We start from the raw sequence: 26,459 nt of genomic DNA, 5'->3' as shown, positions 1-26,459 counted from the left end.
TTTTTTTGAATTAACGTGAATTTAGGTTAAGCAAAGTTTAAAAAGAAAATACCCAGTGTTTAAATCAAAAAATAAGACCGGGTTTACAATCCGGTCTTATTTTTTGATTTATTTATTGGAATATTCAAATTTTCTCACTGCTTCCAATGTCATATCAATTTCTTTATCTTTAATGGCATCACTGATAAAGTATGTCTCATAACCACTTGGTGGAAGATATATTCCATTGGTTAGCATTTGATGGAAAAAATTATTGAACAAGGAATGATTCGCTTCCTGCGCTTCATCAAAATTCGATACCCTATTGATATGAAAGAAAACCGACATCATAGAACCTTTTCTATTAATCTTATGCGCGATCCCTTTTTCATTTAAAATTTTTCCAATTTCAAAATCTAAGGTTTCCGTTGTTTTATTAAGTCTTTCGAAGAAATTCTGATCATTTTTAATCAACTGAAGTGTTTTTAAACCCGCTCTCATAGCCAAAGGATTTCCACTTAATGTTCCAGCCTGATATACTCCCCCTTTCGGAGCCAGATGATCCATGATTTCGTTTCTTCCAGCAAAAGCTCCTACCGGAAGACCTCCACCGATCACTTTTCCGTACGTTACTAAATCTGCTTTCACATTGAAAAGTTCCTGAGCACCTCCAAAAGCTAATCTGAATCCTGTCATGACCTCATCAAAAATTAATAAAGCTCCATTCTCATCACAGATCTTTCTTAAGTTTTGTAAGAAATTATTTCCCGGGAGAACACATCCCATATTTCCGGCAACCGGCTCAATAATTACAGCGGCAATTTCTCCCTGATTATGACGGAATAAGTCTTCTACCTGTTCAAAATCATTATATCTTGCTAATAAAGTATCTTTTGCAGTTCCAGCTGTTACACCCGGAGAATTTGGATTTCCAAAAGTAGCGGCGCCACTTCCTGCTTTGATCAAAAATGAATCTGAATGACCATGATAACATCCTTCAAACTTCACAATCTTATCTCTTCCTGTAAAACCTCTCGCCAATCTTACAGCACTCATACAAGCTTCAGTACCCGAAGAAACCATTCTGATCTGATCAATATTTGGAACGTTCTCTACAATAAATTTTGCAATTTCAGTTTCCAGCTCTGTAGGAGCACCAAAAGAGAACCCTTTTTCCGCCTGAATTTTTAATTCTTCCAAAACTTCAGGGTGAGTATGTCCCAAAATTGCAGGACCCCAAGAATTAATATAATCAATGTAGGTATGATCATCCGCATCCGTAAGGTAAGCTCCTTTTGCCGATTTCATGAACACAGGAACTCCACCCACTGATTTGAATGCCCGAACAGGGGAATTCACCCCTCCCGGAATGTATTTATAGGCTTCTTCAAATAAAGCCGAACTTCTTTGATACTTCATTTTTTTATTTTTTATTATTTAACCCTCGAAATAAAGGGTTCCATCTTCTCCTGCATAATTTTTTTGTCCATCAACCATTTTAAAGTATAGCTGAAATGGATAGCCATTTTTTAGAATCTTACTATCTGGATAAAATTCTCCATCTAAAATTCGATTATCTGGAAGAATTGTTTTAAAAATTCGATTATTCTGATTGTTTGGATCAGGCTCAGAAAGAATAATAATGCCACTACCATCTATTAAAGCAATTGACAAGTACTTGATTGGATAAAGTTCATTAGAGTTCTCATCCATCAAACCAAATAACCAGCCATTCGAATCTGTTGTTACAACATAAAATTTTCCATTATAAATTTGTACTCCAACATGTGTAATATTAGGAGTATCTAAAAATATTTTCTTGAGTTTAGGAATATAAATCCCTATAGATCTATTATTTAAAACTATTTCAAGATAATTTATTCTAAAATTAAAACTGTATTGATCATTATCGAAAGGCTTCAGCATCTTCCAATCTTCTTCATCTAAACTCTCTCTTATCATTTTGCCCTCGTAGGTCTTAGAAGAAGACCATCCCGAGTCATTCAATACAGTATTTGAAACAGTAACAAATCTATCCAGTCTCATTTTAGATTTAATAGAATACCTGTATAAGTCAAATCCATCAAAAACAACATATGTATCACCACTTATACTTATAGGTATGCCTTCTGAAATAAAAGGCATTATCTGAATAGAGTTTTTATCAATAATACCAAATTTACCATTTTGTTCAGCGTGAAACCCACCAACAGAATGATCATAAAAACTAATACTGTAATATTGTGGCTGAACCATTACACGTCTATTTGCATCACATAATCCCCAGACTTTTCCTCTTCTGTATGGAATATAGTCCAGTTCCTGCGAAAACATAGTACAGGATATGAATAATAAAAATATCCATAGATATTTAATATCCATATTGAGCATTTTCATGGTTTGACTGGGTATTAATTTCTAGGCTTCTTATCTATCAGGTAAATTAACTGGCCTGCAGAAGGTTGCTGACCTTCATCCATTCTGTTTTTTGCGTATAGTTTATGTAGCTTAATTCCGAATTTCTGTGCAATATCATGCATATCTTCACCTGATTCAGCTTTGTAAATTGCTGTATTTCCAGCTGAATTTTTTGATTCAAGAAATACAATTTCGTTTTTCTTAAGAGTGGTACCTTCCAATTCATTCCATTTGATCAACCTGCCTTCGCTTACTTTGAATTTATTGGCAATGTATTTCACATCGGTATCTTCAGGAATAACAATGTATTTTAAACCATCATTCGGATGACTTTTTATTAAAATAGAATTGAGAATTTCAGCTTTTGTTTTAATTCTTTCTACCCTTTTCTGTTGCTGTGCATAAGAAGTCTGCTTATATGGTACACTCACTGTAACAGGGTCTTTTTTTGTAACTTTTGAAGGCTCCAGCTTTGCCATAAAAGCTCTGTCATCTTTTAGATCCGGATACATGCTTAATACGGCATAAAGAACCTCTCTAGAATTGGTATTATCAAACTCATAAAGTTTATATCTTTCAATTTTACCAATCAGAATAGAAGCATAACGAGGGTTAGTGGCATATCCAGCCTTTTTTAAACCATACGCCCAAGCTTTGTAATCTTTCATATCCAGATTGAACAAATTGGTGTAATACTTTCTTGTTGATAAAAATATCGAATGATCTTCGTAGGACTGTCTGGGATCATCATATACACGGAAGCACTCATTAGGTGCATCGTCAGTATGTTTCATCGTTTTACCGGTCCAGTCTTCTTTACATTTTATCCCAAAGTGATTTTTCCCTTCCTGAGCCAACCTGCTTTGCCCCCCTCCTGTCTCCAAAAGTCCCTGAGCAAGAGTAATAGAAGCGGGAATTTTATATTTCTCCATTTCTTCTACTGCATATTGAGCAAATTTTTGAATATACTGGTCTTCAGTAGCCCAAGTCTGAGCTGAGAATTTTGACAAAACTAAAAGGCTTATTAGCAAGAAAAGTCTTTTCATGTTTTTCAATTTTTACTTTATATAATTAATTTTCTATTCTGTTTTTCTAAAAGCAAATTAGCACCTTCAATCCCTTGTAAACCTCCGGTATGAAAGCATAAAATCTTGCTATCTTCAGGAAAATAACCTTCATCAATCAGTTCAAAAACTTTTTGCATCATTTTTCCTGTATAAATCGGTTCAAGAGGAATATCATATTTCTCTTTAAAATCATTCATAAAACGAATGTTTTCATCCTTTATTTTACCATAACCTCCAAAACTAGAATCTATTAGATTAAAATTTTTCTTTAAGGTTAATTGATAGATCGTTTCCTGTAATGAAGAATCATCAACTACTTTAAAACCTATAACTTTCTGATTCCCTTCACAAAATTTCAAAATACCAGCAATTGTTCCTCCCGTCCCAACTGCCGTGCAAAGATAATCAAATTCTTTTGTTTCATTATTAAGCATCATTTTTACACCTTGAACAGCATCATCATTGGTTCCCCCTTCCGGAACAATTAAAGCCCCGGGAAATTCCTGTTGTAAAAATTCTGATAATTTTTCTTTATTGCGATATTCTTCACGGGAAACAAATTTTAGGTTCATCCCGTTTCTAAAAGCAAAAACCAATGTAGGGTTATCCCGCCATTTATCTTTAAGTTCCTCACCTCTTATAATTCCAATTGTACGAACTCCCAATAATTTTCCTACTGCAGAAACAGCAGAAATATGATTAGAAAAAGCGCCACCAAAAGTGATGATCAATGGATCTTCAATATGGATTCCTAAATAATTATTAACATTATGAAAAAGTTTCCAGTACTTATTTCCCGAGATCAAAGGATGAACAAGATCTTCTCTTTTAATGAAAAGTTTAACCTTTTTATCGATGAAAATTTCCTGAATGGGAATTTTTTCGGTTGGGACTTTTAATAGCATTTTAATTTAAATGATACTGTTTTAACAAAATTAGTGTTTTTAGCATTAACAAGTGTTCTGATGGTTTTGACTTAAACCAAACTCAGACCCTTATTATAAGTATTTCCAAAATCTCCATAATTTTCTTTTTTTCAGATAGTTGAGATCACTTTCCATCGCATAGGCTTCTCTTTCAAACGAAATATTCTTATAAGCCAGATAAGGATCTTTAAGCTTGAAAAGGTGATAATAATATTCTATAACATAGAAAATATAGAAGAAAAATATCAGTAGTTCTAATTGTTGTCTTAAATGAATTTTCTCGTGATTGATCAATACATTATTTTCCTTATCTTCGGGTTTCCTTACGAAGATAAAGGGAAAGAGAGCAATGCCATTAATTTTTAATTTTTTTAATGGTTTTTGGCACACAATTATCATAGTAACAAATATAAAAGTTTTTGATCAAGATTTAACTTATGGCTCATTTTGACATCAAAGAACATGAAGACTTTTACTACAATGAACAAGGGTACAAAGTTTTTACAGAAAAGTTTCATCTGAAACGAGGATATTGTTGTAAGAGTGGCTGTAGACACTGTCCTTACGGATACGATAAAAAGACCGATACATTCATTAAAAACGATAAAAAAAATAAATAAAATGAAAAAATATATTTTTATTTTGTTAGCCGCGGCTACTTTAGGATTAACTTCTTGTAGCCCATTTCAGGTACGTTCTGACTACGCCGAAACAGCAAATTTCACATCTTATAAAACTTATAAAATAAGAATTGATGACTTGAAATTGAATGATATTGATAAAGATAGAGTTCTGAATGAACTATCGAGACAATTACAAACTAAAGGTCTTTCATCAGGAGAAAATCCAGATTTAATTGTCAATGTAAAAGCCAATCACAAAAAAATAACAGATATTAACAGTACTTCTCCTTACGGAATGTGGGGATGGGGTGGTTCTTTCGGTTGGGGAATTGGAATGAGCAGAACATGGACGAGCAACTACAACGAGGGGGCTCTAATTGTTGATCTTATTGACACAAAAACCAATAAACTTGTTTGGCAGGGAATCGGTAGCGGAATTTCTGTAGATTCTCCAAAATCAAAACAAAGACAAATTCCAGAAATCATGGCGGAAATAATGAAAAATTATCCTCCACAGAGAAAATAAAATTTATTTAGATCAAAATTATATATAAAGCCAATACAGCCCTGTATTGGCTTTTTTGTGCTCAAAAACGTGGAAAAGACTCAGGAAATCTCACGAATACAGCTAAATATAGCATCTAATGCATAGCATTCAAAATTAACAATAATGTAATTTATCTTTTCGTAAAATTGTAGTAATCTTACACCCTAAATTTTATTAATATGAAAAAAATTATCTTATTTCTTGCTTTTGCAGGTGTTGCTAATGCCCAGGCTCCGTCGGGTTATTATTCTTCTGCAAATGGACTTACCGGTGCTTCTTTAAAAACGGCACTAAGCACCATCATAACAAATGGACATCAGGACAAAGGATATGGCGGATTATGGACCGCTTATAAAACAACTGATATTGATAAAACCTACGAAAACGATGGGTCTATTATGGATATCTATTCTGAAAAGCCTACTGCTGCGGATCCTTATAACTATACGGTAGTTACTAACCAATGTGGTACTTATTCAGTAGAAGGAAATTGCTACAACCGTGAGCATATTGTTCCACAAAGTTTATTTAATGAAGCTTCACCAATGGTTTCCGATGTGAATTTTATCAGAGCAACTGATGGAAAGGTAAATGGAATGAGATCTAATTATCCTTTCGGAAAAGTTGGAACAGCTACATTCACCTCTAAAAACGGTTCAAAACTAGGAAATTCTGTTTCTTCAGGATATGGTGGAACAGTTTTCGAGCCTATCGATGAATTCAAAGGTGATGTTGCCCGTATGATCTTTTATTTTGTAACACGTTATCAAAGCAAACTTTCTACTTTCTCTTCAGGTAACATGCTTGGAAATACAACTTTCCCTGGATTACAAACCTGGGAGCTTAATGTTTTATTAGCCTGGCATAATCAGGATCCTGTTTCTCAGACAGAAATCGTCAGAAACAATGCTACTTATACTTACCAGGGAAATAGAAATCCTTTTATTGATAATCCGGCTTATGTAGATCAAATTTGGGGATCTCAGCAGCCTTCAAATGATACACAGGCACCCACTACAGTTACAGGTCTTACCGTTTCAGGAAAAACATCCAGTAGTGTTTCTCTTTCATGGAGTGCATCAACAGATAATGTAGGAGTTTCTTCTTATGACGTTTATATGAATGGAAGCTTAAAAACCAATGTTAGCTCCACTTCTGCTAATATTTCAGGATTAAGTTCTTCTACCACCTATAATTTCTATGTAGTGGCTAAAGATACAGCTGGAAATACTTCTTCAAACAGTTCAACCGTTTCTGCAACAACAGAATCCGGAACCACTAATCCGCCAACTGATTGTGTAAATGAAACTTTTGAAACAATTCCTACAGGCAGCTCATCAAGTTATTCAACAAGAACGTGGACTAACAGTGGAATTACTTGGACAGCAACAGATTCCAGAACTGACCAGACAATTTCTAACAAAGCAATTACTGTGAGAGATGGTTCTTTAAAATCAAGCAGCTCAAGTAACGGTATTGGATCATTAACAGTGACAACTCAATTAAAATTCAGTGGAAGCAACGGAACATTCAATGTTCTTGTCAATGGAACGCAGGTAGGAACAATTCCTTATAGCGCAACAACTGCAACTACCACTATTAATAACATCAATGTTTCCGGTAATGTGATTGTGACATTAGAAAATAATTCAACAAGTAACAGAGTGGCTCTTGACAACCTAAACTGGACTTGTTACTCTGGAACGGGAAAGCAAAGCAAGAGCACTGCTTCCGACTTACAGATAGAATCCAGAGATTTACAAATCTACCCTAACCCAATTTCAAATCAGGAAATCTTCGTTAAAGGTGAGACTCAAAATATTAAAGTAGCGGAGATCTATAATTTACAAGGGAAAGTAATGCAGACTATTAACAGCCCTTTTAAAAACAGCAGAAACTCAATTAAAATTAAAAGTCTTGAACAGGGAATTTACATTCTAAAATTAGATAACTCTAGTTTGAAGTTTATCGTTAAATAAAAATTTAACTTAATTATAAATATAATGGCTTCTCTTTAATTAAAGAGAAGCCATTTTACTATTAAATATTATTTTAATTCTCTTTAGCTGTGCTTATTACCTTTTATTATACAATCATTCAAGAGATTATTTTTTAAATAAAAAAGACTACAATTTTCATTGCAGTCTTTTTAGTTATCATTAACTGGATATTTATTTACCCATGTTTTTTAATTGATTAATTTGATCCATATAACCGCTCCAACCCACTGTTGAAAGAACAAAGATCATGTATATTAAACTTAGAATTCCTATAATAAGACCGATAATACATAATATTCTTCCTACTTTCAAATTATCAAAATCTGAATATAAACTTGGATTTTGTTGATATAAAGCATTATCCTTATTATAAAGGTTCATTCCGATTAATCCGCAGATTACTCCAACAATTCCGTTACAGCAGCAACTTCCTAAGATTGCAACGATTCCTAATACTAATACTGTTGTTGCGTTTGGTAATTTTTGATTCATAGTTTTTTATTTTAATAATTTTAATTTATTGGTAAAGGATGTCTGTAAAAATAGGAAACTACCATGATAATTGAATTAATAATTGCTAAAAAAACTAATGCATTACCGTAATTTCTTTTTTTGTCAATAAAATTCAACCCCACAGTACATAAAAAAAGCAGTAAGGTATATACTGCAGGAAACATATGAAAGGCTTCCGAAAATTTTCCCTCAAAAACCAAAACTATTGCTCTTTGTGTACCACAACCAAAGCATTCTATTCCTAAGAATTTCTTACTTGGACAAGGCAGCATAAAATCTTCGATTTTCATTTTTGGTATTTTTACTATTATTATCTAAAATTAAGAAGAAATTTTAGCTCTGAGATATTGATGCGGAAAAAAACATTCTTCCTGCATTTCAAATGAGCCCTGAATGGCAATATATGGATTCCTCAAAATCTCTCTGGCAACAAAGATCAGATCTGCGTCTCCTTTTTGTAAAATATTTTCGGCTTGTTCCACTTTAGTGATCAAACCTACTGCTCCTGTCTTTACTCCAGCTTCATTTCTTACCCGTGAAGAGAAAGGTACCTGATAACCATCAAAAACAGATATTTTTGCTCCATGGATATTTCCACCACTGGAAACATCTACTAAATCTACATTATGATTCTTTAAAACTCTTGCCAATTCTACACTGTTATCAACACTCCATCCATTTTCAGCATATTCAGTTCCTGAGATTCTAACAAATAGGGCTACATTTTCGTTCAACTCATCATTGACTGCGTCTACAATTTCTAATAGAAATCTTATTCTGTTCTCAAAACTTCCCCCATATTCATCTGTTCTGATATTAGAAAGTGGAGATAAAAATTGATGGATCAAATAACCATGTGCCCCATGAATTTCTATGATGTCAAAACCAGCTTTAACAGCTCTTCTTGCAGCAGTCTTAAAATTTTGAACCTGTTCTTTAATTTCTTCAACAGTTAAAACATGTGGAATTCTTTCAGTCGGATGATAAGGAATTGGACTTGGAGCAAGAGTTTCCCATCCTTCCTCCATGGGAATCTGAATATTATTCCAGGTAGATCCTTTTCTTCCAGCATGCGCCAGCTGGATTCCAATCTTACTTTCAGAATTTGAATGAATGAATTCTACAATTTTCTGAAGCTTTGCCGCCTGTTCGTCATTCCAGATACCCATACATTTATTGGTAATTCTTCCACGAGGTTCAACACCCGTTGCTTCAACCATTACTAATCCTGTTCCTCCTTGGGATCTACTTCCATAGTGGACAAAATGAAAGTCATTTGCTAATCCGTTTTCACACGAATACATACACATGGGAGACATTACCCAACGGTTTTTCAGTTCAACATTTCTAAACTGTATTGGAGTATATAACATCTTTATCTATTTTGGATTTTAATATTAAATGACTGAATAAAATTGGCTTGCCTACGTGCTGAAAAAGAACTAATTTTATCCCCCCTTTTTAGGCTCCAATATATGAAAAAAGACATACAGATCGGCTATGAATACTTTAAAAATAGTAGCGAACTGAACGATATAGAAAAAAAACTTTTCGAAAGAGCGAAACTAGCTCGTGAAAATGCTTATGCCCCTTATTCTGAGTTTTTTGTTGGCTGTTCCATTTTGCTGGAAAACGGTGAAATTTTCTCTGGAAACAATCAGGAAAATGCAGCCTTTCCTTCAGGACTTTGTGCTGAGAGAACAGCTTTATTCTGGGTTGGTGCTAACTTTCCGGATCAAAAGATCAAAAAGATCTTTATCGTGGGCGGACCTAAAGAATTTTCTGAAAAGAATCCTCCTATCCCTCCATGTGGAGCGTGCAGACAAAGTTTAATGGAGTACGAAACAAAGCAAAATGAAAATATTGATCTTTATTTCTCAAGCATGAATGATGAGATTGTAAAAGTTCATTCCATTAAAGATCTACTACCTTTCTATTTTGATGCTACGTTTTTATAATCACTAAGAGTAAAATCATGAAAGTTTAAATTTGCTTATCAATATCATTTAATAACAGAATATTTCGTGATTTCTGATTTAAAAAAACACATTTTAATAGATAAAATTGGCGTTTCTTTTTAAAAACTTATCTTTGCAAAAATTTTGGTTTTCAAGCTATTGAAAATAATAGGGAATTGGGTGGAAAACCCAAACTGTCCCCGCAACTGTAAATCGCAACTATCATATTCTATAACAAACCACTGTGCAAACGGGAAGGTATAGAAAAGCGAAAGTCAGGAGACCTGCCAAAATGATAATATCAAAAATATATTGCTTTCGGAGGAAAAGTAAAATAGTATGAAAAAAACTTTAGTACTACTTTTATCGTCATCTGCCTATTTTTTTTGTCTGGGACAGGAGAAAGCAATTGACACCGTGTATATTTTTGACAACCAAATGAATAAAGTAAAGCTTTTTCATAAGGTAAATACGATTACTCCACAAGATGTGGAAAAAAACTCCACCAATCTTTCAGAGCTTCTACGTTTCCAGTCCAGCGTTTACATTAAAGAAAATGGCCGTGGTGCTGTATCTTCGCCTTCATTTAGGGGAACAACTGCACAACAGACTGCTTTTGTATGGAATGGGATTAATATTAACTCCATATTTCTTGGACAAGGAGACATTAATAATATCCCTTTATTCGGATATGATCAGATCGGAATAAAAGCAGGTGGTGGAAGTGTCATTTATGGAAGTGGTGCTATTGGAGGAAGCATTCACCTCAATAACAATTTAGGCTTTAATGATGGCTTCAAAGCATCTTTATATTCTGAGGCAGGTTCTTTTAACACCTTTAATAATTTTGCTCAAGCTGCCTATAGCAATGATAAGTTCAGTTTTAAAGTTTCGGGAAATCACTCGATCAGTCAGAATGATTATGAAGTTGAAGAGAAAAATTACCTAAACAGAAACGGGAAATATTACAATACAACATTTAATGTTGGTATATCATACAAAATTGCCAATCATCAAACCCTTTCGTGGCAAAGTCAGTTTTTTGATTCCGCTCAAAACTATCCCATTTTTGTCGAAAATGGGAACAGAACAAGATATGAGACACAAAGTACCAGAAGCTTACTTTCTTGGGACATCAATAAAAGTAAATTTTCGAATAGCCTAAAAGCAGCTTATACAGAAGAAAACTTTCAATATTTCGGCAATTATAACGCTCCAAAAACAAGTGGATCTACAGGAAAGAATTACATTTTTAAAAATGATTTTAACTATTTCATTGTTCCAAAACTGAATTTTAATGTAATTACTGAATTTCAGGTGAATAAAGGAGAAGGATATCAGCCCGTCATCCCAGGTATAAAAACAGAGGGAATTGGAAATGTAAGTAGAAATGTGGGATCTGTGGCTGGATTATTACGCTATTTCCCAACGAAAGATCTGCGTTTTGAGGCTGGAGTAAAAAAAGATTTTGTTGAAAATATAAATGCACCTCTGCTTTATTCATTTTCCGGAAAATGGGATCCTCTACAATGGTACAGCGTAGGTTTGAATATATCCAAAAACTTCAGATTTCCTACTTTCAATGAGCTGTATTGGAATCCCGGGGGAAACCTTGATTTAAAACCAGAAACATCATTCCAGATAGATATGGATCATGATTTTAAATTTGGTGCGTTTAAACTTACATTAAGCCCATATTATCTTAATATTTCAGACAATATTGTTTGGCTTCCTACAGAATACGGTTATTGGTCTCCTGTAAATATCAACAAGGTGGAATCTTATGGTTTAGAATCTCAGATTACATTTGATAAAAAATTCAATGAACACCATTTCAGATTCAATGTTGGATATACCTTTGCCAAATCAATTAACAAAGAAACTAAGAACCAGATGGTATATGTCCCACTTCATAAAGTTTTTGGAAATTTTGATTATCAGTACGATTTCTTAAAATTTTATGTTCAAGGTTTATTTAACGGTCTTACATATACCACAACCGATGAAAAAAGAGAAGACGCCCTGGATCCTTATTTTGTTTTAAACACTGGAATTTCGGCAACCATCCTAAAAAAATACATCATAGGGTTTAAAGTAAATAATTTAACCAATACTGTTTATGAAACGGTATCCTATTATCCTATGCCAAAACGAAACTACAGTATTTCAGCAACAATAAATTTTTAATTAAAAATAACATGAAAATAACTAAACTCTTACAACTTTTATTTGCTACCGTATTGCTATTCAATATTTCGTGTAGTAACAATGATGATGATACATTACCAGTAATTACTTATGAAAATGGTTTCTTAATCGCTAATGAAGGGAATTTTGGAAAGCCTAATGCAGAAGTAACTTTTGTTTCAAGAGATCTGACTTTTAGCCAGAACAGTATTTTTTCTAAAAACAATGGAACTCAACTGGGAGATGTTTTACAATCTGTAGCATTCAATGGTGACAAAGCATATCTTCTGTTGAACAATTCCAATAAAATTCAAGTGGTTAACCGTTATACTTTTAAAAGTACAGGTACAATTACTGATCAAATTGATCAGCCTCGTTATGTTGCCGTTACTACTAATAACGTATATGTAACTAACGATAAGTATAACGGTGCAAAATATGTAAGCATTTATAAAAGCTCAGATTTATCTTTCGTTAAAAAAATTACGTTCAATGATGCTGTAGAAAGAATTGTTGAAGCTGGAGGAAACATTTTTGTTCAAAATGCAAGTTTTGGTTTTGGAAACAAAATTACCTACATCAATACTTCAAATAATGAAATACAATCTGTAATCACATTACCAAACGGAAATATCAACAGAACTATTTCTTATAATGGAAATGTTTATGTTATTGCTTCAGAAGCTACAGATTCCTATATTTATCAGATCTCTAATACTGGAAACATTACCAAAACGACTACTTTAACAGGTATTGCTAATGCCACCAATCTTCAGATAGATGGCGGGAAGTATTTCTTCTCTTCTGCCAACAAAGTATATTCAATGAATATGACATCTAATATCACTCCTACAACTCCTATTATTACAGCTGTAGACGGTGGACAATATTATACTTTATATGGATTTAGCGTTGTAGATGGAAAAATCTTCACATCAGACGTTAAAAACTTCACTGAAGACAGTGAAATTACAGTATATACAACTTCAGGATCAAAAATTAAGTCCTTTACAACGGGTAAAGGTTCTAATGGTGTATATCTGAATTAAGAAATTTATACTTCGATATACAAATAAATTTTATTTTTTTTCATCATTTGTGTTTTTTCCGGGCTGCCTTAGGGCAGCCCGGATTTCTTTTATAAAAGATTTAAATAAAAAAGATCTGAAATAGTTTTTCAGATCTTTTTTATTATTTGAAGTTTTATTTTAAATTTTAGCTTCTAGTCCTAATTTTTCAGCTTCAATAATTACGAATCTTTTCGCCTCATCATGGTCATTTAAAATTTCACCTTCTAAAATAGCTTCTTTTACTTTTTCTTTTAAAATCCCAATCTCGCGTCCCGGTTTAAGATCAAACATCTCCATAATTTCTTCTCCTGAAATTGGGGGCTGAAAGTTTCTTACCTGGTCTTTTTCTTCAACCTCTTTTATTTTGACAGCAACATATTCAAAATTACGTTTGAACTTATCCTGTTTTTTAGAATTTTTCGTCGTTATATCTGCTTTACAAAGTGTAAACAGATCTTCCATATCTTCACCGGCATCAAACAATAGCCTTCTTAATGCAGAATCGGATGCATCATCTGTAATCAAAGCAATTGGACGGGATGAAAGTTTTACCATTTTCTGGACATACTTTAAATCTGGACCTAAAGGTAATTTAAGTCTTTGAAAAAGCGTTTTTGCCATTTTTGAACCTAAAAACTCGTGTCCATGAAATGTCCAGCCCGTTCCCTCAACAAATTTCTTTGTGGGAGCTTTTCCAATATCATGAAGCAATGCTGCCCAACGTAGCCAGAGTTTATCTGTATTTAACGAGATATTATCTACCACTTCCAAAGTATGATAAAAATTGTCTTTATGGGTTTGTCCTTCTACCTCTTCTACTCCTTTCAGCTCTATTAACTCTGGGATAATGTATTTTAAAAGCCCTGTCTGTCCTAATAAACTTAATCCGATAGATGGCTTTTCAGACATCATAATTTTATTAAATTCCACCATGATCCTTTCCATAGAAACTATTTTAATTCTTTCTACTTCCTGACTGATCGCCAATAATGAATTTTCTTCTATTGTAAACTGTAAGGTAGAGGCAAAACGAATTGCCCTCATCATTCTCAGTGGATCGTCAGAATAAGTCTGGACAGGCTCTAAAGGTGTTCTTAAAATTTTCTTTTCAAGATCTTCTATCCCATTAAAAGGATCAATAAGTTCTCCAAAATTATCTTTGTTCAAAGAGATAGCCATTGCATTAATGGTAAAATCCCTTCTTTTCTGATCGTCTTCCAGTGTGCCTCCTTCTACTTCAGGTTTACGACTATTTTCAGTATAGCTTTCCTTTCTTGCTCCTACAAATTCTAATTCAAGATCTCTATATTTGATCATCGCTGTTCCATAGGTCTTAAAAACAGAAACTTTTAACTTAGGATCAATTTCTTCAGCTACACTTTGGGCAAGTTCAATTCCACTCTGCTCAGTAACAAAATCAATATCTGTAGATGCTTTTCTTTTCATCAATAAATCCCGAACATACCCACCAACAATATATACTGACTGATTATTTCTGGCCGCTACTTCCGAGATTATTTTAAAAAGCTTTAGATTTTTATTTTGAGTAAGATTGATGAACATATTTATTATTTAATGTAAAACCACTAAGAAATCCAGTTGTAGATCAATGTTTAAAAACTGATGTATTTTAAACAAACTCCATCTTTCTTAATTTCCTAATGGTTAAATGATCTGCAAAGATAATTAAAATCTTGTTTTCTATTCCCGAAGAACTTTTATTCTATTATCACTCCATATTTTTATAACCGAAGATCCTGAAAACTTAGAAACCTTTTCTCGATCTTCTTCCACGGCATAATCAACCAAATTGATTATTTCTGAGGAAATGTCAGAAAACTTTAATGGGCTTTTATCGCCACTAAAATTGGCTGATGTTGACACTAAAGGTTTGTTCAGTTTTGTAATCAGTTTTTTACAGAAATCATTTTTCACTAAACGGATTCCTATACTTCCGTCTTCTGCTAATAATTCCTTGGGTAAGCCTTTTGGATTCTCATAGACGATTGTTACCGGTTTTTCACTTAAGTCAATGATCTCCCAAGCCATCTCCGGAACATCTACCAGGTCCTGCAGTCTTTTCTCAGACTCCACTAAAATGATCATGGATTTATTTTTCTCACGCTTTTTGATATCAAAGATTTTATTGATCGCTTCGACATTGGTCGCGTCACAACCAATCCCCCAGATAGTATCTGTGGGGTAAAGAATCGTTCCACCGGATTTTAATATATTGATAATGTTTTCCATTTTAATTTTTTAGAAGAAAGAATAAAGGTAAAAGACCAAAGACCTTTATTTTTTTGTTTTGTCAAAAATAAGAATTTTCATTATGTTTTGGCTAAAGCCCCCTGGGGGGAATTAAAGAAAAATCAATTATTTTTAACCGTAATTTTTAAATAAATAGAAGAAATCGTCGTAAACAAAATGGAAAACAGCCATAAAAAATAACCTATTTCTAAACTGTATATCTCTCCCATTCTGCCATTCTCAGAAACTAAAATTTCTTTCCAAGAAATAAATGATAAAGATATAGCTGAAGCTAATAATCCAAATAAAATAGCTATAAAATATTCTTTTTTATACAGAAACAAAATAGCCAATAAAAACCATAAATTAGCAGTCCAAATAAAAAACTCTAATATTCCGCCACCCAGAAAGCTAATTGCCCCAAAAAGAAGAATCAATCCAGATTTGTAATCTGTCATCTTACCCAAATCAACAACTTTAAAAGCCTTGAAAAAAAGGGAGATAAAAAAAATAAATAGGGGTATTAGTAAAAAATTTTTCCGGAATATCATTGAAATTTAATTATAACCAATCTTTCTTTTAGTTTTACAGCAAATTCGGCAAATACCTTTCCTCAATAATATGCAAATGATGATAATTGTGTCCAACAATAAGCCTTCCGATTGTTTCAACCGTTATCTCATTTCCGCTGGCAATCCCTTTATTGGCTAAAGCACTTGGATTAAGTGTTTCTAGTAATATTTGAGAAGATTTTCTTACCAATTTGTATTCTTCTAAAAGGGAACTTAAACTTCTTTCATTGGCGAAAGAACGGGCGGCATAATCATTTTCATCAAATCCTGGCAATGCGGCCTCCTCACCTCTTGCAAAAGCAAGAATTCTGTACTGAAACACTCTTTCTGTATCTGATAAATGTAGAAGCAACTCCTTCAATGTCCACTTCCCTTCTCCATAAGCAAAGTGAGATTGCTCTTCAGTAAGAGTAGAATAAATTTCGGTAGTCTTCTCCCCTGATTTGTTTAATTCTCCCATCCAGTCTTCGGATGGAATCTGGTCTAAATATCTTTGAATGTATTTTTGAAAATCGGTCATATGACTTCTATTAGTTATAAGTAATTAGTAATTCTTTATTGATCCGGGTTACTCCATTCATAAAAGTTAACAGAGTCATATAATTCAAATCCACAAGATGGATATAGCTGATTCCCGATATCATTGCTTTTTCCTGTTTCCAACAATACTCCGCTGGCTCCTGAAGATTTACATAGTTCTTTAGCTTCTTCGATTAATTCCTTAGAATAGCCTTTTCCTCTGTAAGAATCATTCACATATAAATCATTCAATATCCAATAGCGTTTCATTCTTGTAGAGGAAAATAAAGGATATAGCTGAACAAATCCTATCAACTTACCTTCTGTTTCAGCAACAAAGAGTTCAGATTCTTTATATTCAATTCTTTCTTTTAGAAATTTTTCCGCACTTGGAATATCAGATTCTTTGTGATAAAAAACCCTGTATTGATCAAACAATTCTGATAACTGAGGTAAATCCTCAGTGGTTGCTTTTCTTGTGTTTTTCATATTAAGATTTGGTTTATAAAAAAACATCCGTTTTTGATCATACTATTTTAAGCAAAATATAAAAAGCATTGATCAAAACCGGATATTTATTGTTTTTAATTTAAGAAAAAGCTCTTTCTAAATCTCCAATAAGATCTTCTGTATCTTCGATACCAACACTTAAACGAACCAAATCGTCTGTGATACCTAATTCAGCTCTTTTTTCTGCAGGAATAGAAGCATGCGTCATTAATGCCGGGTGATTGGCTAAAGACTCTACTCCACCTAAAGATTCAGCTAATGTGAAAACTTTTACTCTTTCTAAGAATTTGATTGCGTCTTCTTTTTTTCCAGATTTGAAAGTAAAAGACACCATTCCGCCAGCTTCTTTCATCTGAGATTTTGCCAATTCATATTGTGCGTGAGACTCTAATCCCGGATAAATTACTCTATCTACAGCAGGATGAGTTTCAAGATATTTTGCTACTTCAAGCCCATTATCAGAATGTCTTTGCATTCTTAATGCCAATGTTTTAATTCCTCTTAATACCAAATAAGAATCATGAGGTCCTAATATACCACCACTTGCAAACTGGATGAAATGTAACTTTTCTCCCAATTCAGCATCTTTAGCGATAAGAGCCCCAGCAATAACATCAGAATGTCCGCCTAAGTATTTTGTAGCTGAATGCATTACGATATCAGCACCCAAGTCGATTGGCCTTTGGATATAAGGAGTTGCAAAAGTATTATCAACCGCTACTAGAATATCTTTTCCTTTAGCAATTTCAACAACAGCTTTGATATCCACCAATTTCATCAAAGGATTCGTAGGTGTTTCCACCCAGATCAGCTTTGTATTATCTGTGATAACGTCAGCAATTTTAGAAACATCATCAAAATTTACGAAAGTAAACTTCAATTGGTATTTTTCAAAAAGTCTTGTGAACATTCTATAAGTTCCACCATATAAATCATCTACAGCAATTACCTCATCACCGGGATTTAATAATTTTAAAACACAGTCGATGGCTGCAAGACCAGAGCCGAAAGCAAGACCTCTTGCTCCGTTTTCGATACTTGCTAAAGAATCCTCTAAAGCCTGTCTTGTTGGATTAGCTGCTCTTGAATATTCGTAACCAGAGTGCACTCCAGGACTTTTTTGTGCAAAAGTAGAAGTTAAAAATACCGGAACATTTACAGAACCTGTTGCAGACTCATGGTGTTGTCCGCCGTGTATAACTTTTGTATTGAAATTCATAATATTTTTCTTTTATAATGTAACAATCTACCAGTGTAACAATTTAACAATTAAAAATACATTGGTACATTGATATATTGGTAAATTTTATTTACATTTTTATTGCGGACTTTATGGCAAACTCTTCTGCAATCTGTTCAATCCATTGTGCTACATCCTCTTCTCCGGTTGCTCTCTGGTAGGTATTTCCTAAAGAAACTAAAATCTGGTGGATGAACATCTTCATCTGATCAACAGGCATTTCCTTGGTCCAAAGGTCAATTCTTAAAGCTTCCATTGTTTTTTCATCCCAAACAGAAATCATTGTTGCTTTAGTCTCTTCCTTTTCAATTCCTCCATCCTGCGCATTCCAGGTTATTAATTCAGGAATATGGTTTTCATCCAATTCAACGTCTATCGTTATCTGAGTCTTTCTCATATCAATTTTAAATTTTTCACAAAGTTAATACTTCTTGAGCTTATCTAAAATTTCTACGAAATTATCTTCATCAGGAAATGGACTATTTAGGTTGAAAACTTTTCCATCAGGATCTATGATAATAAATCTTGGAATTGTCTGGATCTTATACTTGTTCATAAACTCTCGTGCGTCTGATAACCAATATTGTGGCACTTTCGACGGTTTTGTTTTCAAATAATTCACCCACTTGGTTTTATCCTGATCCAAACTGATCGAAATAAACTGAATATTGCTGTAATAGCGATACTGATTACTTCGGGTATCAAATATCGGACGAATCTGTTTACATGGTCCACACCATGTCGCCCACAGATCTATGACCACATACTTTCCTCTGTATTGAGATAGTTGATGAGCTTTTCCTTTATTATCAAGGAGTTTTAAATCTAAAAATGGAGCACCTTTTTGAGAGATATTAAGCTGCTCGAAATTGGATTCAACCAATTTCTGATAATCAATATCTTTTAATTCTTTAATCTCTTTTGCAAAGAGCTGATTTCTTGAAAGACTATCAGATTCTAATTCCATACTTTTAACAAGATGTTTTGTTAAAAGACGATCTTTATTAATTCCATTTGGCAGAGTATTTAATTTTATAAAAAGAATACTGTCAGCATTTGATAATCTATCCTTATCAGTAAGCATTTGATCAAGTTTATATTGAATATAATCATCATTCTTGCTTAATAATAGAGTTGGGTTTTTAATTCCTGTATTTAATTCTGTCAGAAAGGAAGCTGGAGGAGCAAATTTAGGATCATCATAGGAAGTCATTTTTCTATAATTATTAATCTCATTCAAATATTGAATAGCAAGCAACTGCTTTCGGTATGCTTTATATTCATCAGAAAGTGCATGATTCTCGGAATCTGTATAATACTCAAGCCTTTTCATATTCTTTTTCCAGTCAGATTGAGCCAGCTTATAAAATTGGATGGGATCATCATTATATTTCTGCCCATCCACAGCATAAGAAAATTCAGATCCAAAGCCATCTTCCTCATTTTTGTACTCCTGTTCTGCAGATCGGTTAGAATTAAGATAATAAAGAATATGCATGGTGTTACATCGAATATTAAAGTCAAATCGATCCCCATCTCCCATCATAAAATCAATTCTTTTAGTTCCAAATTCAAGACTATATTCATCAAATGGTAAATCTTGTTTTGTTTCCCATAAAAAGATCCCATCTCTTACAGCAGCACTTCCGATCTTTTTATGAAAATCTTTAGAGAAAATCTTTATGGAGTCTATTTTCAGATCTGTACTCAATTTTCCTTTGATCAAAATTCCCGAACCTTCACTATAGTAAGCTTTTGGTTTTTCTAAAATAAAGAATGCCCCAGATACCACAATTACAAAAATGCATGAAAGGATAATTTGTTTTTTACTTTTTAGAAAAGCAGTTTTGAAACTTTTTCCTCGATACCAGAAATATCCTATTATAAAAAATACAATCGCCCAAAACAAGCTTAAATATTCGCTGTATGTAACAAAATGACTAAGACTTCTTATGTTAGGAGATTTACTTAAAATATACATGGAATTGTATGGAATATATGGAAGACTTGCTCTTTCAACCAGAGAATACATATTAACAATGAGTCCAAGAATCCCCACTAAAAAAGCCCAAATAAAGCCGGGAAAAGCCACAGAAACACATAGTTGAATCGCTGCAACACCTAATATCGCGAAACATAGCCTAGTAAATGTTTTCACAACCCAGAGCAAATCGAAAGTAAGCAGTTTTGTTTCACTGGGATGAATATAGAAATCCAATAAAGAAAAAAGAATACTAAATATAAAGTAAGAAGCTATACACAAAAAGCCTAAGATCAAGAGAACAATATATTTAGAAAGATACAGCTGAAATTTACTGATCGGCTGTGTTTCCATAAGTTGCCAACCATTATTCTTATGATCCACCTGAGCAATTCTATTTGCTGTAATAATAATGTAAAGCAGCAGAAAGAAAAGAGAAAAAGCTTTGAAAGTATCGGTTATAGTGCTTTCAAAAACGGAGGCTGGAAGATCTTCTGCAGTAATAAATACTGGGTTAAAAGTTTGATTCAAAAAACCGATAAGAGGAATTAAAGCACCTAGGATCAATCCTAAATAAACCAATCCAAGTCCTTTTATCTTTAGCCATTCAGTATTGACCAATATGAATAATTTTTTCATTTTGTGTTGATTTTTAATTTTTTGTTATTTCCATGAACCAATCTTCCAATCCTGCACTATTTTTGATCTCAAAAATCTCAGCCTCGTTCATCACCAGCATTTTATTAAGCCTGATAATATCTTCTCTGGACTGAACGGTTATTTCTATTGTGTTTGCATCAATTATTTTTGCTGAATAATACTCAGGAATACTTTGGACAAAATTGGCAGCATTATTCAACCCTATCCGTAAATGATTATGGCGGTAATGGCTATTTAATTCTTCTACACTTCCTGAAAACTTAATGGTACCATTCGAGATAATAGCCAAATGAGTAACCATCTTTTCAACTTCCTGTAATAAATGACTTGAAATAAATATCGTAATTCCCTGCTCTTTATTAAGCTTTAGAAGCAGCTCCCTAATTTCCAGCATTCCGTTGGGGTCAAGACCATTAACAGGTTCATCCAGAATTAAGAGCTCTGGTTTTCCAAGAAGCGCCATGGCAATTGCCAACCTTTGCTTCATTCCGAGTGAATATTTTTTCATCTTCATTTTTCTGCTATCCCAAAGATCTACCAAATTCAAAACCCTTTCGCATTCTGAATCAGGAAGGCCTCTCAGCTTAGAGAGAATAACAAGATTATCCCATCCGGATAAGTGGTCGTAAAAAGCAGGACTGTCAATTAAGCTTCCAATTTTTTGAAACCCTTCAGGATAAAGCTGAGATAACTTTTGGTTAAAAATATCAATCGTATTGCTTTCATCAGGAAGACTTCCCAACATTAACTTCATGGTAGTTGATTTTCCGGCGCCATTGGCTCCAAGAAAGCCAAAAATACTTCCTCTAGGGACTGATAAACTTACATTTTTAAGAATGAGTTTATTTTGAGAGAATCCATAACTTAAGTTTTGGATTTTAATTAAATTTTCCATGCATATTGTATTGATAGGTGTTAAAAAATAAAAAAGACCCCCTGCGTTTCGCAAAAGGTCTTATATAGGTGTTAGAAGTGATCTATTTTGTTACACTTGGTTTATAACCAGACTGGTTAAATATTTCAGTGCCATCCATTTTAAGGAAATCTGTAAGCTTTGTTTCAGGCTTTTCTTGTAGGTATTTTTTAGATATCTGCCATCCTGTAAAAATTCCGATCTGAGGAGAAGATTCATTATCGATATCTGTATAAAACTTGGAAAAAGGCCCCGGTGAAATAAACCGTTCTTCTAATCTGTGATCATCTCCAAACAATAAATTACTTTCCACAAAATAATTCCAGATATTGCCTTCATTACCCACTGCCCAGTCATATTGCTGTTTGGTATAATTCATTTTCAAATAATCCGGAGTATCAGGTAAAAACGCATCCTGAAGGATCATTATCTTTCCATTAAACATTAACTGATCGATAAATTTCTGATGATCCGTAGAAAAAGGAACAATATTTTCCGCAAACATTCTGGATACTTTAGGAACCATATTATTGGGATTCATTGATTTTTGGAAATACATTTCTAATCCTTTGTAATTAGGATTTTTATCGCCCATAAATCCGGAAATATCTATAAATAAAAGGTTTCCTTTTTCGTCATAAAAAATAGGATCCTGAATCATCTGTAATGCAGATGAAAAAAGATATACTTTCGGGCTTTTGAATTTTGGAAAATAATATTTTATATGTGAAAACAATTCCTGAAGTTCCTTCTGAAGTTTCACCTGATCTATTTTAGAAGCAGCCTCTTTATAGATCTTTATCTCTTCAACATCTGTTCTTCTCTTTCTAAAATCTTCATCAGAAACCGTTCCCTGAAACCAGGGAAACTCAGCCTTAAATTTTTCCAATGGAATACTCTGGTCATAGAATTGTTTGGAAATATCGGTCAGTTCTACTTTTTCAACAGGATCTTTCAATTCGACTTTCCATTGGTTCTGAGATTCTTTTTTACAAGAATAAAGTGCCAAAACTAAAATCGAAGAAAGCGCAATAGTTCTAAAAATCTTCATTATTTTTACATGAAATTTAAGTGTACGAAAATACGGATTTAAACACAATGTCATCATGAAAAATAAAATAAACACCTTGTTTCATTATAAATTTTCATTTTTCTATTGCTTAAAGTCTTTTCTTATATTGAATTTTAAAAAAAAACAAACTAATGCAACTAGAAACTGAAAGACTCATTTTAAGAAGGCTCGAAGATCATGATGCTGAGCGCCTTTTTCTTCTCGACTCCAACCCGGAAGTGGTGAAGTATGTAGGTACACCTCCTGTAACGGATATTAAAGAATCTGAAAATATAATTAAAATGATCCAGCAGCAATATAAAGATACTTGTGTTGGAAGACTTGCTGTGATCGAAAAAGAAAGTAACTTACTTATTGGATGGAGCGGGTTAAAATTTATTACCAAAGAGATAAATGGTTACAATAATATTTATGAATTAGGTTATCGTTTTATTCCAGAATTTTGGGGCAAAGGTTATGCCGTAGAATCTGCAAAGGCGTCTTTAGATTTTGGTTTTAATGATCTTGATAAAGAGATAATTTATGCATGCGCTCATTGTGAAAATGACGGTTCTATTCATGTTTTAAAAAAATTAGGATTTGAAAAAACCGGAGAATTTGAAGAACCCGATGGACTTTGTTTTTGGTATGAATTAAAGCGTGAAAAATACAATTCAAACTAATGATCTTAAGGCAGGAACAGGAAAAAGATTATTCTCAGGTTTTCAATCTTGTAGAAGAGGCATTTAAAGATGCTGACTACAGTGATCATCAGGAACATTTTTTAGTAGAAAAGCTTAGAAAGTCTGATGCTTTCATTCCTGAATTATCTATTGTTGCAGAAATAAACAACGAAATTGTTGGCCATATCCTTTTCACAAAGCTTTTTATTCGAAGTGATTCGGAAATCTTTAGCTCCTTATCATTAGCACCCGTTTCAGTAAAACCTGAATATCAAAGTAAAGGAATAGGAAGCAAGCTGATAGAATATGGACATAAGATCGCAAAAGAATTAGGTTATGAATCTGTAATTTTAATAGGTCACGAAAATTATTATCCAAAGTTTGGATATAAAAAAACAACTAATTTTGGAATCACTTTTCCTTTTGAGATTCCGGAAGAAAATGGAATGGCTATAGAACTAATACAAGATGGTTTAAAAAATGTAAAAGGGGTAGTAAAATACCGCAAAGAATTTGGAATAGATTAAAAATATAAATAATGCAGACACAAAAAATAATTGATCATATTGTAAGCTGGCTAAAAGAGTATGCTGAAAAGTCAAAAGTAAATGGATATGTAATTGGAGTTTCAGGAGGGGTAGATTCTGGGGTAGTTTCTACACTGGCGGCAATGACAGGGCTGAAAACCTTATTAATTGAAATGCCGATCCGTCAGAAAGAAGATCAGGTAAACCGTGCTTGGGAACATATGAATGACTTGAAATCGAGATTTCCCAATGTAGAAGTAATGTCTGTTAATTTAACTCCCGCTTTTGAAGAACTGTATAAAACCTTTGATGTAAAAGATGATCTTTATCCCAATGAAAAATTGGCTTTCGCTAATACAAGGGCTCGTTTAAGAATGCTTACTTTATATTATTATGGGCAGATCAATGGATTATTGGTTTGTGGAACAGGAAATAAAGTAGAAGATTTTGGAATCGGATTTTATACGAAATATGGTGACGGTGGTGTCGATGTATCTCCTATTGCTGATCTCTATAAAACCGAGGTTTACAAATTGGCAACCGCTTTAAATCTGGTTAAGAATATTCAGGAGGCTATTCCTACGGATGGGCTTTGGGATGCCGAAAGAACGGACGAACAACAAATTGGCGCCACATATCCTGAGCTTGAAAAAATTCAAAAAGAATATGGAACCAAGACTGTAGAAGATTATGAAGGACGTGATAAGGAAGTATTTTTAATTTTCGACAGAATGCATAAAGCAGCACAACATAAGATAAATCCTATTCCTGTTTGTGATGTTCCTGAAGAATGGCGATCTTAATTTGTAAATTATGAATAGTAAAATGAGACCTTTATTTTTTGCCTGTCTTGGACTTTTATTCGGAATGTCCGTGATGTATGTATTTAATAAATTTTCGGATCCCAAAAAAGATGTTCAGGGTCCAAAAGTAGAATATAGCAGTACTTCAGCCAATTCAGCGGATCAACAGACTATCGATCAGTTGACGGCTGAGAAAACCGTGATTACTTATGTAAAACAAAACCATAAACTTCCAGATTATTACATGACAAAAAATGAAGCCCGAAACCAAGGCTGGAATCCTTCTAAGGGAAATCTTTGTGAAGTTTTACCAGGAAGAGCAATTGGTGGTGACCACTTTGGTAACAGAGAAGGTGGTCTTCCGAAGGGTGATCAGTATTTTGAAGCAGATGTTAACTACAGCTGTGGAAACAGAAATGCAGATCGAATTATCTTTACAAAAAACGGCGATGTTTACCTGACTAAAAACCATTACAAAAGTTTTGAAAAGCAGTAGTTTTTTCTTATTTATACTCTCAATAATTATACTTTCCTGTTCGGATAAACCGCAAATATCAGAAAAGGAAAACAATGGGATGATCATATTAGTTCAGCCTTTTAAAGATTTAAACCCTGAAAGCGTAAAATTTGTAACTAATGAGATAAAGAAAATCTATCCAAAGATAAAAGTTTTGGAACCCTTAGATTTGCCTAAAAATGCCTATTATAATGATAGAAGACGTTATAAAGCAGATTCGATAATCAAATTTCTAAGTGAAAAAACTAAAGAGGGTTTTGTAACCATTGGGTTAACCTCAAAAGATATTAGCACAACTAAGGGCAAAGTAAGTGATTTTGGAATCATGGGTTTGGGTTATAGACCTGGAAAAGCATGTGTTGCTTCAAACTTTAGATTAAATAAAGAAAAAAACGATGAACAGCTTTTTAAAATTGCTATTCATGAAATTGGTCATACACAAGGACTAAAACACTGTCCTGAGAAAAAGTGTTTTATGAGAAGTGCAGAAGGTAAAAATCCTACAGATGAGGAAATTGATTTCTGCCCAAAATGTAAAACTTTTTTAAAAAATAAAAATTGGAAATTCAACTTAATATGAAAACAGTATATATAGATTTTACGGATATAGGAGATTATGAGGATTTTTATACTCAGTTAAAAGAAAAGATCAGTTTACCGGAATATTTTGGAGATAACCTTGATGCACTCTATGATGTTATTACTGGTGAACTGGAAATGCCTCTCCATCTGGAATTTGTGAATTTAACCGTGGATCAGTTGGAAATTTTTGAAGATTTACTGACGACTCTTGAAGATGCAGAGGAACAAATGGAAGACTTCACTTTCAGTTACTATCTTGAGCAATATGAGGATGAGGACGCATCCGAAGACCAAGAATAATTAAAGAACATAATAAAATAAAACTCGCAGATTGTTCTGCGAGTTTTTTGGCCTAAGTCATGT

30 protein-coding genes and 1 riboswitch are annotated in these 26,459 nt (G+C 33.3%); of the genes, 12 read left to right on the top strand and 18 right to left on the bottom strand.

The features are described from left to right. Nucleotides 1–108: 108 nt before the first annotated feature. From hemL to NG806_RS21000, 5 genes are all read right to left on the bottom strand, one after another. Nucleotides 109–1,398 (bottom strand): glutamate-1-semialdehyde 2,1-aminomutase, encoded by a 1,290-nt coding sequence (gene hemL / locus NG806_RS21020; RefSeq protein ID WP_261511235.1) that lies wholly within the window; start codon nt 1,396–1,398, stop codon nt 109–111. 18 nt (nt 1,399–1,416) lie between these two features. Continuing rightward, nucleotides 1,417–2,361, bottom strand: coding sequence for a hypothetical protein (locus NG806_RS21015; protein ID WP_261511234.1), 945 nt, complete (start codon nt 2,359–2,361; stop codon nt 1,417–1,419). A gap of 29 nt (nt 2,362–2,390) precedes the next feature. After that, nucleotides 2,391–3,443 (bottom strand): glucosaminidase domain-containing protein, encoded by a 1,053-nt coding sequence (locus tag NG806_RS21010; RefSeq protein ID WP_214832284.1) that lies wholly within the window; start codon nt 3,441–3,443, stop codon nt 2,391–2,393. 17 nt (nt 3,444–3,460) lie between these two features. Further along, nucleotides 3,461–4,369, bottom strand: a complete 909-nt coding sequence (locus NG806_RS21005) for a 1-aminocyclopropane-1-carboxylate deaminase/D-cysteine desulfhydrase (protein ID WP_261511233.1) — start codon at nt 4,367–4,369, stop codon at nt 3,461–3,463. A 93-nt stretch (nt 4,370–4,462) separates the two neighbouring features. Then, nucleotides 4,463–4,789: a hypothetical protein gene (locus tag NG806_RS21000; RefSeq protein WP_261511232.1), complete on the bottom strand. Its 327-nt coding sequence runs from the start codon at nt 4,787–4,789 to the stop codon at nt 4,463–4,465. 38 nt (nt 4,790–4,827) lie between these two features. Between NG806_RS21000 and NG806_RS20995 the strand changes: the two genes are divergently transcribed. From NG806_RS20995 to NG806_RS20985, 3 genes are all read left to right on the top strand, one after another. Next, on the top strand, nt 4,828–5,010 hold the full coding sequence (locus NG806_RS20995; protein ID WP_089027353.1) for a DUF5522 domain-containing protein: 183 nt from the start codon (nt 4,828–4,830) through the stop codon (nt 5,008–5,010). A 1-nt stretch (nt 5,011) separates the two neighbouring features. Beyond that, nucleotides 5,012–5,539: a DUF4136 domain-containing protein gene (locus NG806_RS20990; protein WP_214832291.1), complete on the top strand. Its 528-nt coding sequence runs from the start codon at nt 5,012–5,014 to the stop codon at nt 5,537–5,539. A 200-nt stretch (nt 5,540–5,739) separates the two neighbouring features. Then, entirely contained in the window at nt 5,740–7,539 is a 1,800-nt protein-coding gene (locus NG806_RS20985; RefSeq protein WP_261511231.1) for an endonuclease, read from the top strand. A 192-nt stretch (nt 7,540–7,731) separates the two neighbouring features. On the opposite strand, the gene NG806_RS20980 is transcribed toward NG806_RS20985, so the two are convergent. From NG806_RS20980 to namA, 3 genes are read right to left on the bottom strand one after another with little or no spacing between them, the layout of a single operon-like run. Beyond that, a complete protein-coding gene (locus tag NG806_RS20980; RefSeq protein WP_214832301.1) occupies nt 7,732–8,052 on the bottom strand; it encodes a CCC motif membrane protein in 321 nt (106 codons plus the stop codon). 20 nt (nt 8,053–8,072) lie between these two features. After that, nucleotides 8,073–8,363: a DUF2752 domain-containing protein gene (locus NG806_RS20975; RefSeq protein WP_214832304.1), complete on the bottom strand. Its 291-nt coding sequence runs from the start codon at nt 8,361–8,363 to the stop codon at nt 8,073–8,075. A gap of 30 nt (nt 8,364–8,393) precedes the next feature. After that, nucleotides 8,394–9,446: an NADPH dehydrogenase NamA gene (gene namA, locus NG806_RS20970; protein ID WP_261511230.1), complete on the bottom strand. Its 1,053-nt coding sequence runs from the start codon at nt 9,444–9,446 to the stop codon at nt 8,394–8,396. 102 nt (nt 9,447–9,548) lie between these two features. Between namA and NG806_RS20965 the strand changes: the two genes are divergently transcribed. The 3 genes from NG806_RS20965 to NG806_RS20955 all read left to right on the top strand — a co-directional run bounded on the left by NG806_RS20965 (nt 9,549) and on the right by NG806_RS20955 (nt 13,267). After that, complete coding sequence (locus NG806_RS20965; RefSeq protein WP_261511229.1) at nt 9,549–10,031, top strand: cytidine deaminase; 483 nt, start codon at nt 9,549–9,551, stop codon at nt 10,029–10,031. Nucleotides 10,032–10,159: 128 nt separating this feature from the next. Then, a riboswitch (cobalamin riboswitch) is annotated at nt 10,160–10,337 on the top strand. A 33-nt stretch (nt 10,338–10,370) separates the two neighbouring features. Beyond that, on the top strand, nt 10,371–12,218 hold the full coding sequence (locus tag NG806_RS20960; RefSeq protein ID WP_261511228.1) for a TonB-dependent receptor plug domain-containing protein: 1,848 nt from the start codon (nt 10,371–10,373) through the stop codon (nt 12,216–12,218). 11 nt (nt 12,219–12,229) lie between these two features. Beyond that, the gene (locus tag NG806_RS20955; RefSeq protein WP_261511227.1) at nt 12,230–13,267 is read left to right on the top strand and encodes a YncE family protein; all 1,038 of its coding nucleotides are present in this window, start codon (nt 12,230–12,232) and stop codon (nt 13,265–13,267) included. A gap of 159 nt (nt 13,268–13,426) precedes the next feature. Here NG806_RS20955 and NG806_RS20950 read toward each other — a convergent pair whose 3' ends face one another. The 10 genes from NG806_RS20950 to gldB form a co-directional block, all read right to left on the bottom strand. Then, a complete protein-coding gene (locus NG806_RS20950) occupies nt 13,427–14,851 on the bottom strand; it encodes a CCA tRNA nucleotidyltransferase (RefSeq protein WP_261511226.1) in 1,425 nt (474 codons plus the stop codon). A gap of 138 nt (nt 14,852–14,989) precedes the next feature. Continuing rightward, complete coding sequence (locus NG806_RS20945) at nt 14,990–15,538, bottom strand: L-threonylcarbamoyladenylate synthase (RefSeq protein ID WP_214832331.1); 549 nt, start codon at nt 15,536–15,538, stop codon at nt 14,990–14,992. Between the two features lie 122 nt (nt 15,539–15,660). Beyond that, complete coding sequence (locus NG806_RS20940; RefSeq protein WP_261511225.1) at nt 15,661–16,089, bottom strand: hypothetical protein; 429 nt, start codon at nt 16,087–16,089, stop codon at nt 15,661–15,663. A gap of 34 nt (nt 16,090–16,123) precedes the next feature. After that, entirely contained in the window at nt 16,124–16,630 is a 507-nt protein-coding gene (locus NG806_RS20935) for a DinB family protein (protein WP_214832335.1), read from the bottom strand. A gap of 35 nt (nt 16,631–16,665) precedes the next feature. Further along, nucleotides 16,666–17,118 (bottom strand): GNAT family N-acetyltransferase, encoded by a 453-nt coding sequence (locus tag NG806_RS20930; protein ID WP_261511224.1) that lies wholly within the window; start codon nt 17,116–17,118, stop codon nt 16,666–16,668. A gap of 100 nt (nt 17,119–17,218) precedes the next feature. Then, the gene (locus NG806_RS20925) at nt 17,219–18,358 is read right to left on the bottom strand and encodes a cystathionine gamma-synthase (RefSeq protein ID WP_261511223.1); all 1,140 of its coding nucleotides are present in this window, start codon (nt 18,356–18,358) and stop codon (nt 17,219–17,221) included. 91 nt (nt 18,359–18,449) lie between these two features. Beyond that, nucleotides 18,450–18,776: a gliding motility protein GldC gene (gene gldC / locus NG806_RS20920; RefSeq protein ID WP_214832359.1), complete on the bottom strand. Its 327-nt coding sequence runs from the start codon at nt 18,774–18,776 to the stop codon at nt 18,450–18,452. A gap of 24 nt (nt 18,777–18,800) precedes the next feature. Beyond that, nucleotides 18,801–20,999, bottom strand: coding sequence for a thioredoxin-like domain-containing protein (locus NG806_RS20915; RefSeq protein WP_261511222.1), 2,199 nt, complete (start codon nt 20,997–20,999; stop codon nt 18,801–18,803). Between the two features lie 13 nt (nt 21,000–21,012). Beyond that, nucleotides 21,013–21,915, bottom strand: a complete 903-nt coding sequence (locus NG806_RS20910) for an ABC transporter ATP-binding protein (RefSeq protein WP_214832363.1) — start codon at nt 21,913–21,915, stop codon at nt 21,013–21,015. Nucleotides 21,916–21,997: 82 nt separating this feature from the next. Beyond that, nucleotides 21,998–22,984 carry a gliding motility lipoprotein GldB gene (gene gldB, locus NG806_RS20905; protein ID WP_261511221.1) on the bottom strand — a complete coding sequence of 329 codons (987 nt, stop codon included), beginning with the start codon at nt 22,982–22,984 and terminating at the stop codon, nt 21,998–22,000. A gap of 152 nt (nt 22,985–23,136) precedes the next feature. On the opposite strand from gldB, the gene NG806_RS20900 reads away from it, so the two are divergent. The 6 genes from NG806_RS20900 to NG806_RS20875 all read left to right on the top strand — a co-directional run bounded on the left by NG806_RS20900 (nt 23,137) and on the right by NG806_RS20875 (nt 26,396). Next, nucleotides 23,137–23,667, top strand: a complete 531-nt coding sequence (locus NG806_RS20900) for a GNAT family N-acetyltransferase (RefSeq protein ID WP_261511220.1) — start codon at nt 23,137–23,139, stop codon at nt 23,665–23,667. Then, entirely contained in the window at nt 23,667–24,194 is a 528-nt protein-coding gene (locus NG806_RS20895) for a GNAT family N-acetyltransferase (RefSeq protein ID WP_214832369.1), read from the top strand. The genes NG806_RS20900 and NG806_RS20895 overlap by 1 nt, the downstream gene beginning before the upstream one ends. Nucleotides 24,195–24,205: 11 nt before the next feature. Continuing rightward, the gene (nadE, locus tag NG806_RS20890; protein ID WP_214832376.1) at nt 24,206–24,997 is read left to right on the top strand and encodes an NAD(+) synthase; all 792 of its coding nucleotides are present in this window, start codon (nt 24,206–24,208) and stop codon (nt 24,995–24,997) included. Between the two features lie 10 nt (nt 24,998–25,007). Then, complete coding sequence (locus NG806_RS20885) at nt 25,008–25,493, top strand: ribonuclease domain-containing protein (RefSeq protein ID WP_214832383.1); 486 nt, start codon at nt 25,008–25,010, stop codon at nt 25,491–25,493. 79 nt (nt 25,494–25,572) lie between these two features. Beyond that, nucleotides 25,573–26,094, top strand: coding sequence for a matrixin family metalloprotease (locus NG806_RS20880; RefSeq protein ID WP_261511219.1), 522 nt, complete (start codon nt 25,573–25,575; stop codon nt 26,092–26,094). Next, on the top strand, nt 26,091–26,396 hold the full coding sequence (locus tag NG806_RS20875; protein ID WP_214832395.1) for a barstar family protein: 306 nt from the start codon (nt 26,091–26,093) through the stop codon (nt 26,394–26,396). Before NG806_RS20880 ends, NG806_RS20875 begins: the two co-directional genes overlap by 4 nt. Nucleotides 26,397–26,459 lie beyond the last annotated feature (63 nt).

It is taken from the genome of Chryseobacterium paludis, from assembly GCF_025403485.1.
Lineage (GTDB): Bacteria > Bacteroidota > Bacteroidia > Flavobacteriales > Weeksellaceae > Chryseobacterium > Chryseobacterium paludis.
Note: the sequence above shows the minus strand (reverse complement) of the source record. Positions and strands in the feature narration are given on the sequence as shown.

Excerpts from the sequence above, each read along its gene's own strand:
- hemL (WP_261511235.1), bottom strand. The coding sequence starts at position 1,398 with ATGAAGTATCAAAGAAGTTCGGCTTTATTTGAAGAAGCCTATAAATAC.
- gldB (WP_261511221.1), bottom strand. The coding sequence starts at position 22,984 with ATGAAGATTTTTAGAACTATTGCGCTTTCTTCGATTTTAGTTTTGGCA.
- NG806_RS20955 (WP_261511227.1), top strand. The coding sequence starts at position 12,230 with ATGAAAATAACTAAACTCTTACAACTTTTATTTGCTACCGTATTGCTA.
- NG806_RS20935 (WP_214832335.1), bottom strand. The coding sequence starts at position 16,630 with ATGACCGATTTTCAAAAATACATTCAAAGATATTTAGACCAGATTCCA.
- namA (WP_261511230.1), bottom strand. The coding sequence starts at position 9,446 with ATGTTATATACTCCAATACAGTTTAGAAATGTTGAACTGAAAAACCGT.
- NG806_RS20960 (WP_261511228.1), top strand. The coding sequence starts at position 10,371 with ATGAAAAAAACTTTAGTACTACTTTTATCGTCATCTGCCTATTTTTTT.
- NG806_RS20985 (WP_261511231.1), top strand. The coding sequence starts at position 5,740 with ATGAAAAAAATTATCTTATTTCTTGCTTTTGCAGGTGTTGCTAATGCC.
- NG806_RS20910 (WP_214832363.1), bottom strand. The coding sequence starts at position 21,915 with ATGGAAAATTTAATTAAAATCCAAAACTTAAGTTATGGATTCTCTCAA.
- NG806_RS20875 (WP_214832395.1), top strand. The coding sequence starts at position 26,091 with ATGAAAACAGTATATATAGATTTTACGGATATAGGAGATTATGAGGAT.
- NG806_RS20915 (WP_261511222.1), bottom strand. The coding sequence starts at position 20,999 with ATGAAAAAATTATTCATATTGGTCAATACTGAATGGCTAAAGATAAAA.
- NG806_RS20925 (WP_261511223.1), bottom strand. The coding sequence starts at position 18,358 with ATGAATTTCAATACAAAAGTTATACACGGCGGACAACACCATGAGTCT.
- NG806_RS20965 (WP_261511229.1), top strand. The coding sequence starts at position 9,549 with ATGAAAAAAGACATACAGATCGGCTATGAATACTTTAAAAATAGTAGC.
- NG806_RS20975 (WP_214832304.1), bottom strand. The coding sequence starts at position 8,363 with ATGAAAATCGAAGATTTTATGCTGCCTTGTCCAAGTAAGAAATTCTTA.
- NG806_RS20880 (WP_261511219.1), top strand. The coding sequence starts at position 25,573 with ATGATCATATTAGTTCAGCCTTTTAAAGATTTAAACCCTGAAAGCGTA.
- nadE (WP_214832376.1), top strand. The coding sequence starts at position 24,206 with ATGCAGACACAAAAAATAATTGATCATATTGTAAGCTGGCTAAAAGAG.
- NG806_RS21000 (WP_261511232.1), bottom strand. The coding sequence starts at position 4,789 with ATGATAATTGTGTGCCAAAAACCATTAAAAAAATTAAAAATTAATGGC.
- NG806_RS21010 (WP_214832284.1), bottom strand. The coding sequence starts at position 3,443 with ATGAAAAGACTTTTCTTGCTAATAAGCCTTTTAGTTTTGTCAAAATTC.
- NG806_RS20945 (WP_214832331.1), bottom strand. The coding sequence starts at position 15,538 with ATGGAAAACATTATCAATATATTAAAATCCGGTGGAACGATTCTTTAC.
- NG806_RS20990 (WP_214832291.1), top strand. The coding sequence starts at position 5,012 with ATGAAAAAATATATTTTTATTTTGTTAGCCGCGGCTACTTTAGGATTA.
- NG806_RS20900 (WP_261511220.1), top strand. The coding sequence starts at position 23,137 with ATGCAACTAGAAACTGAAAGACTCATTTTAAGAAGGCTCGAAGATCAT.
- NG806_RS20930 (WP_261511224.1), bottom strand. The coding sequence starts at position 17,118 with ATGAAAAACACAAGAAAAGCAACCACTGAGGATTTACCTCAGTTATCA.
- gldC (WP_214832359.1), bottom strand. The coding sequence starts at position 18,776 with ATGAGAAAGACTCAGATAACGATAGACGTTGAATTGGATGAAAACCAT.
- NG806_RS20950 (WP_261511226.1), bottom strand. The coding sequence starts at position 14,851 with ATGTTCATCAATCTTACTCAAAATAAAAATCTAAAGCTTTTTAAAATA.
- NG806_RS20995 (WP_089027353.1), top strand. The coding sequence starts at position 4,828 with ATGGCTCATTTTGACATCAAAGAACATGAAGACTTTTACTACAATGAA.
- NG806_RS20980 (WP_214832301.1), bottom strand. The coding sequence starts at position 8,052 with ATGAATCAAAAATTACCAAACGCAACAACAGTATTAGTATTAGGAATC.
- NG806_RS20895 (WP_214832369.1), top strand. The coding sequence starts at position 23,667 with ATGATCTTAAGGCAGGAACAGGAAAAAGATTATTCTCAGGTTTTCAAT.
- NG806_RS21015 (WP_261511234.1), bottom strand. The coding sequence starts at position 2,361 with ATGGATATTAAATATCTATGGATATTTTTATTATTCATATCCTGTACT.
- NG806_RS20940 (WP_261511225.1), bottom strand. The coding sequence starts at position 16,089 with ATGATATTCCGGAAAAATTTTTTACTAATACCCCTATTTATTTTTTTT.
- NG806_RS20885 (WP_214832383.1), top strand. The coding sequence starts at position 25,008 with ATGAATAGTAAAATGAGACCTTTATTTTTTGCCTGTCTTGGACTTTTA.
- NG806_RS21005 (WP_261511233.1), bottom strand. The coding sequence starts at position 4,369 with ATGCTATTAAAAGTCCCAACCGAAAAAATTCCCATTCAGGAAATTTTC.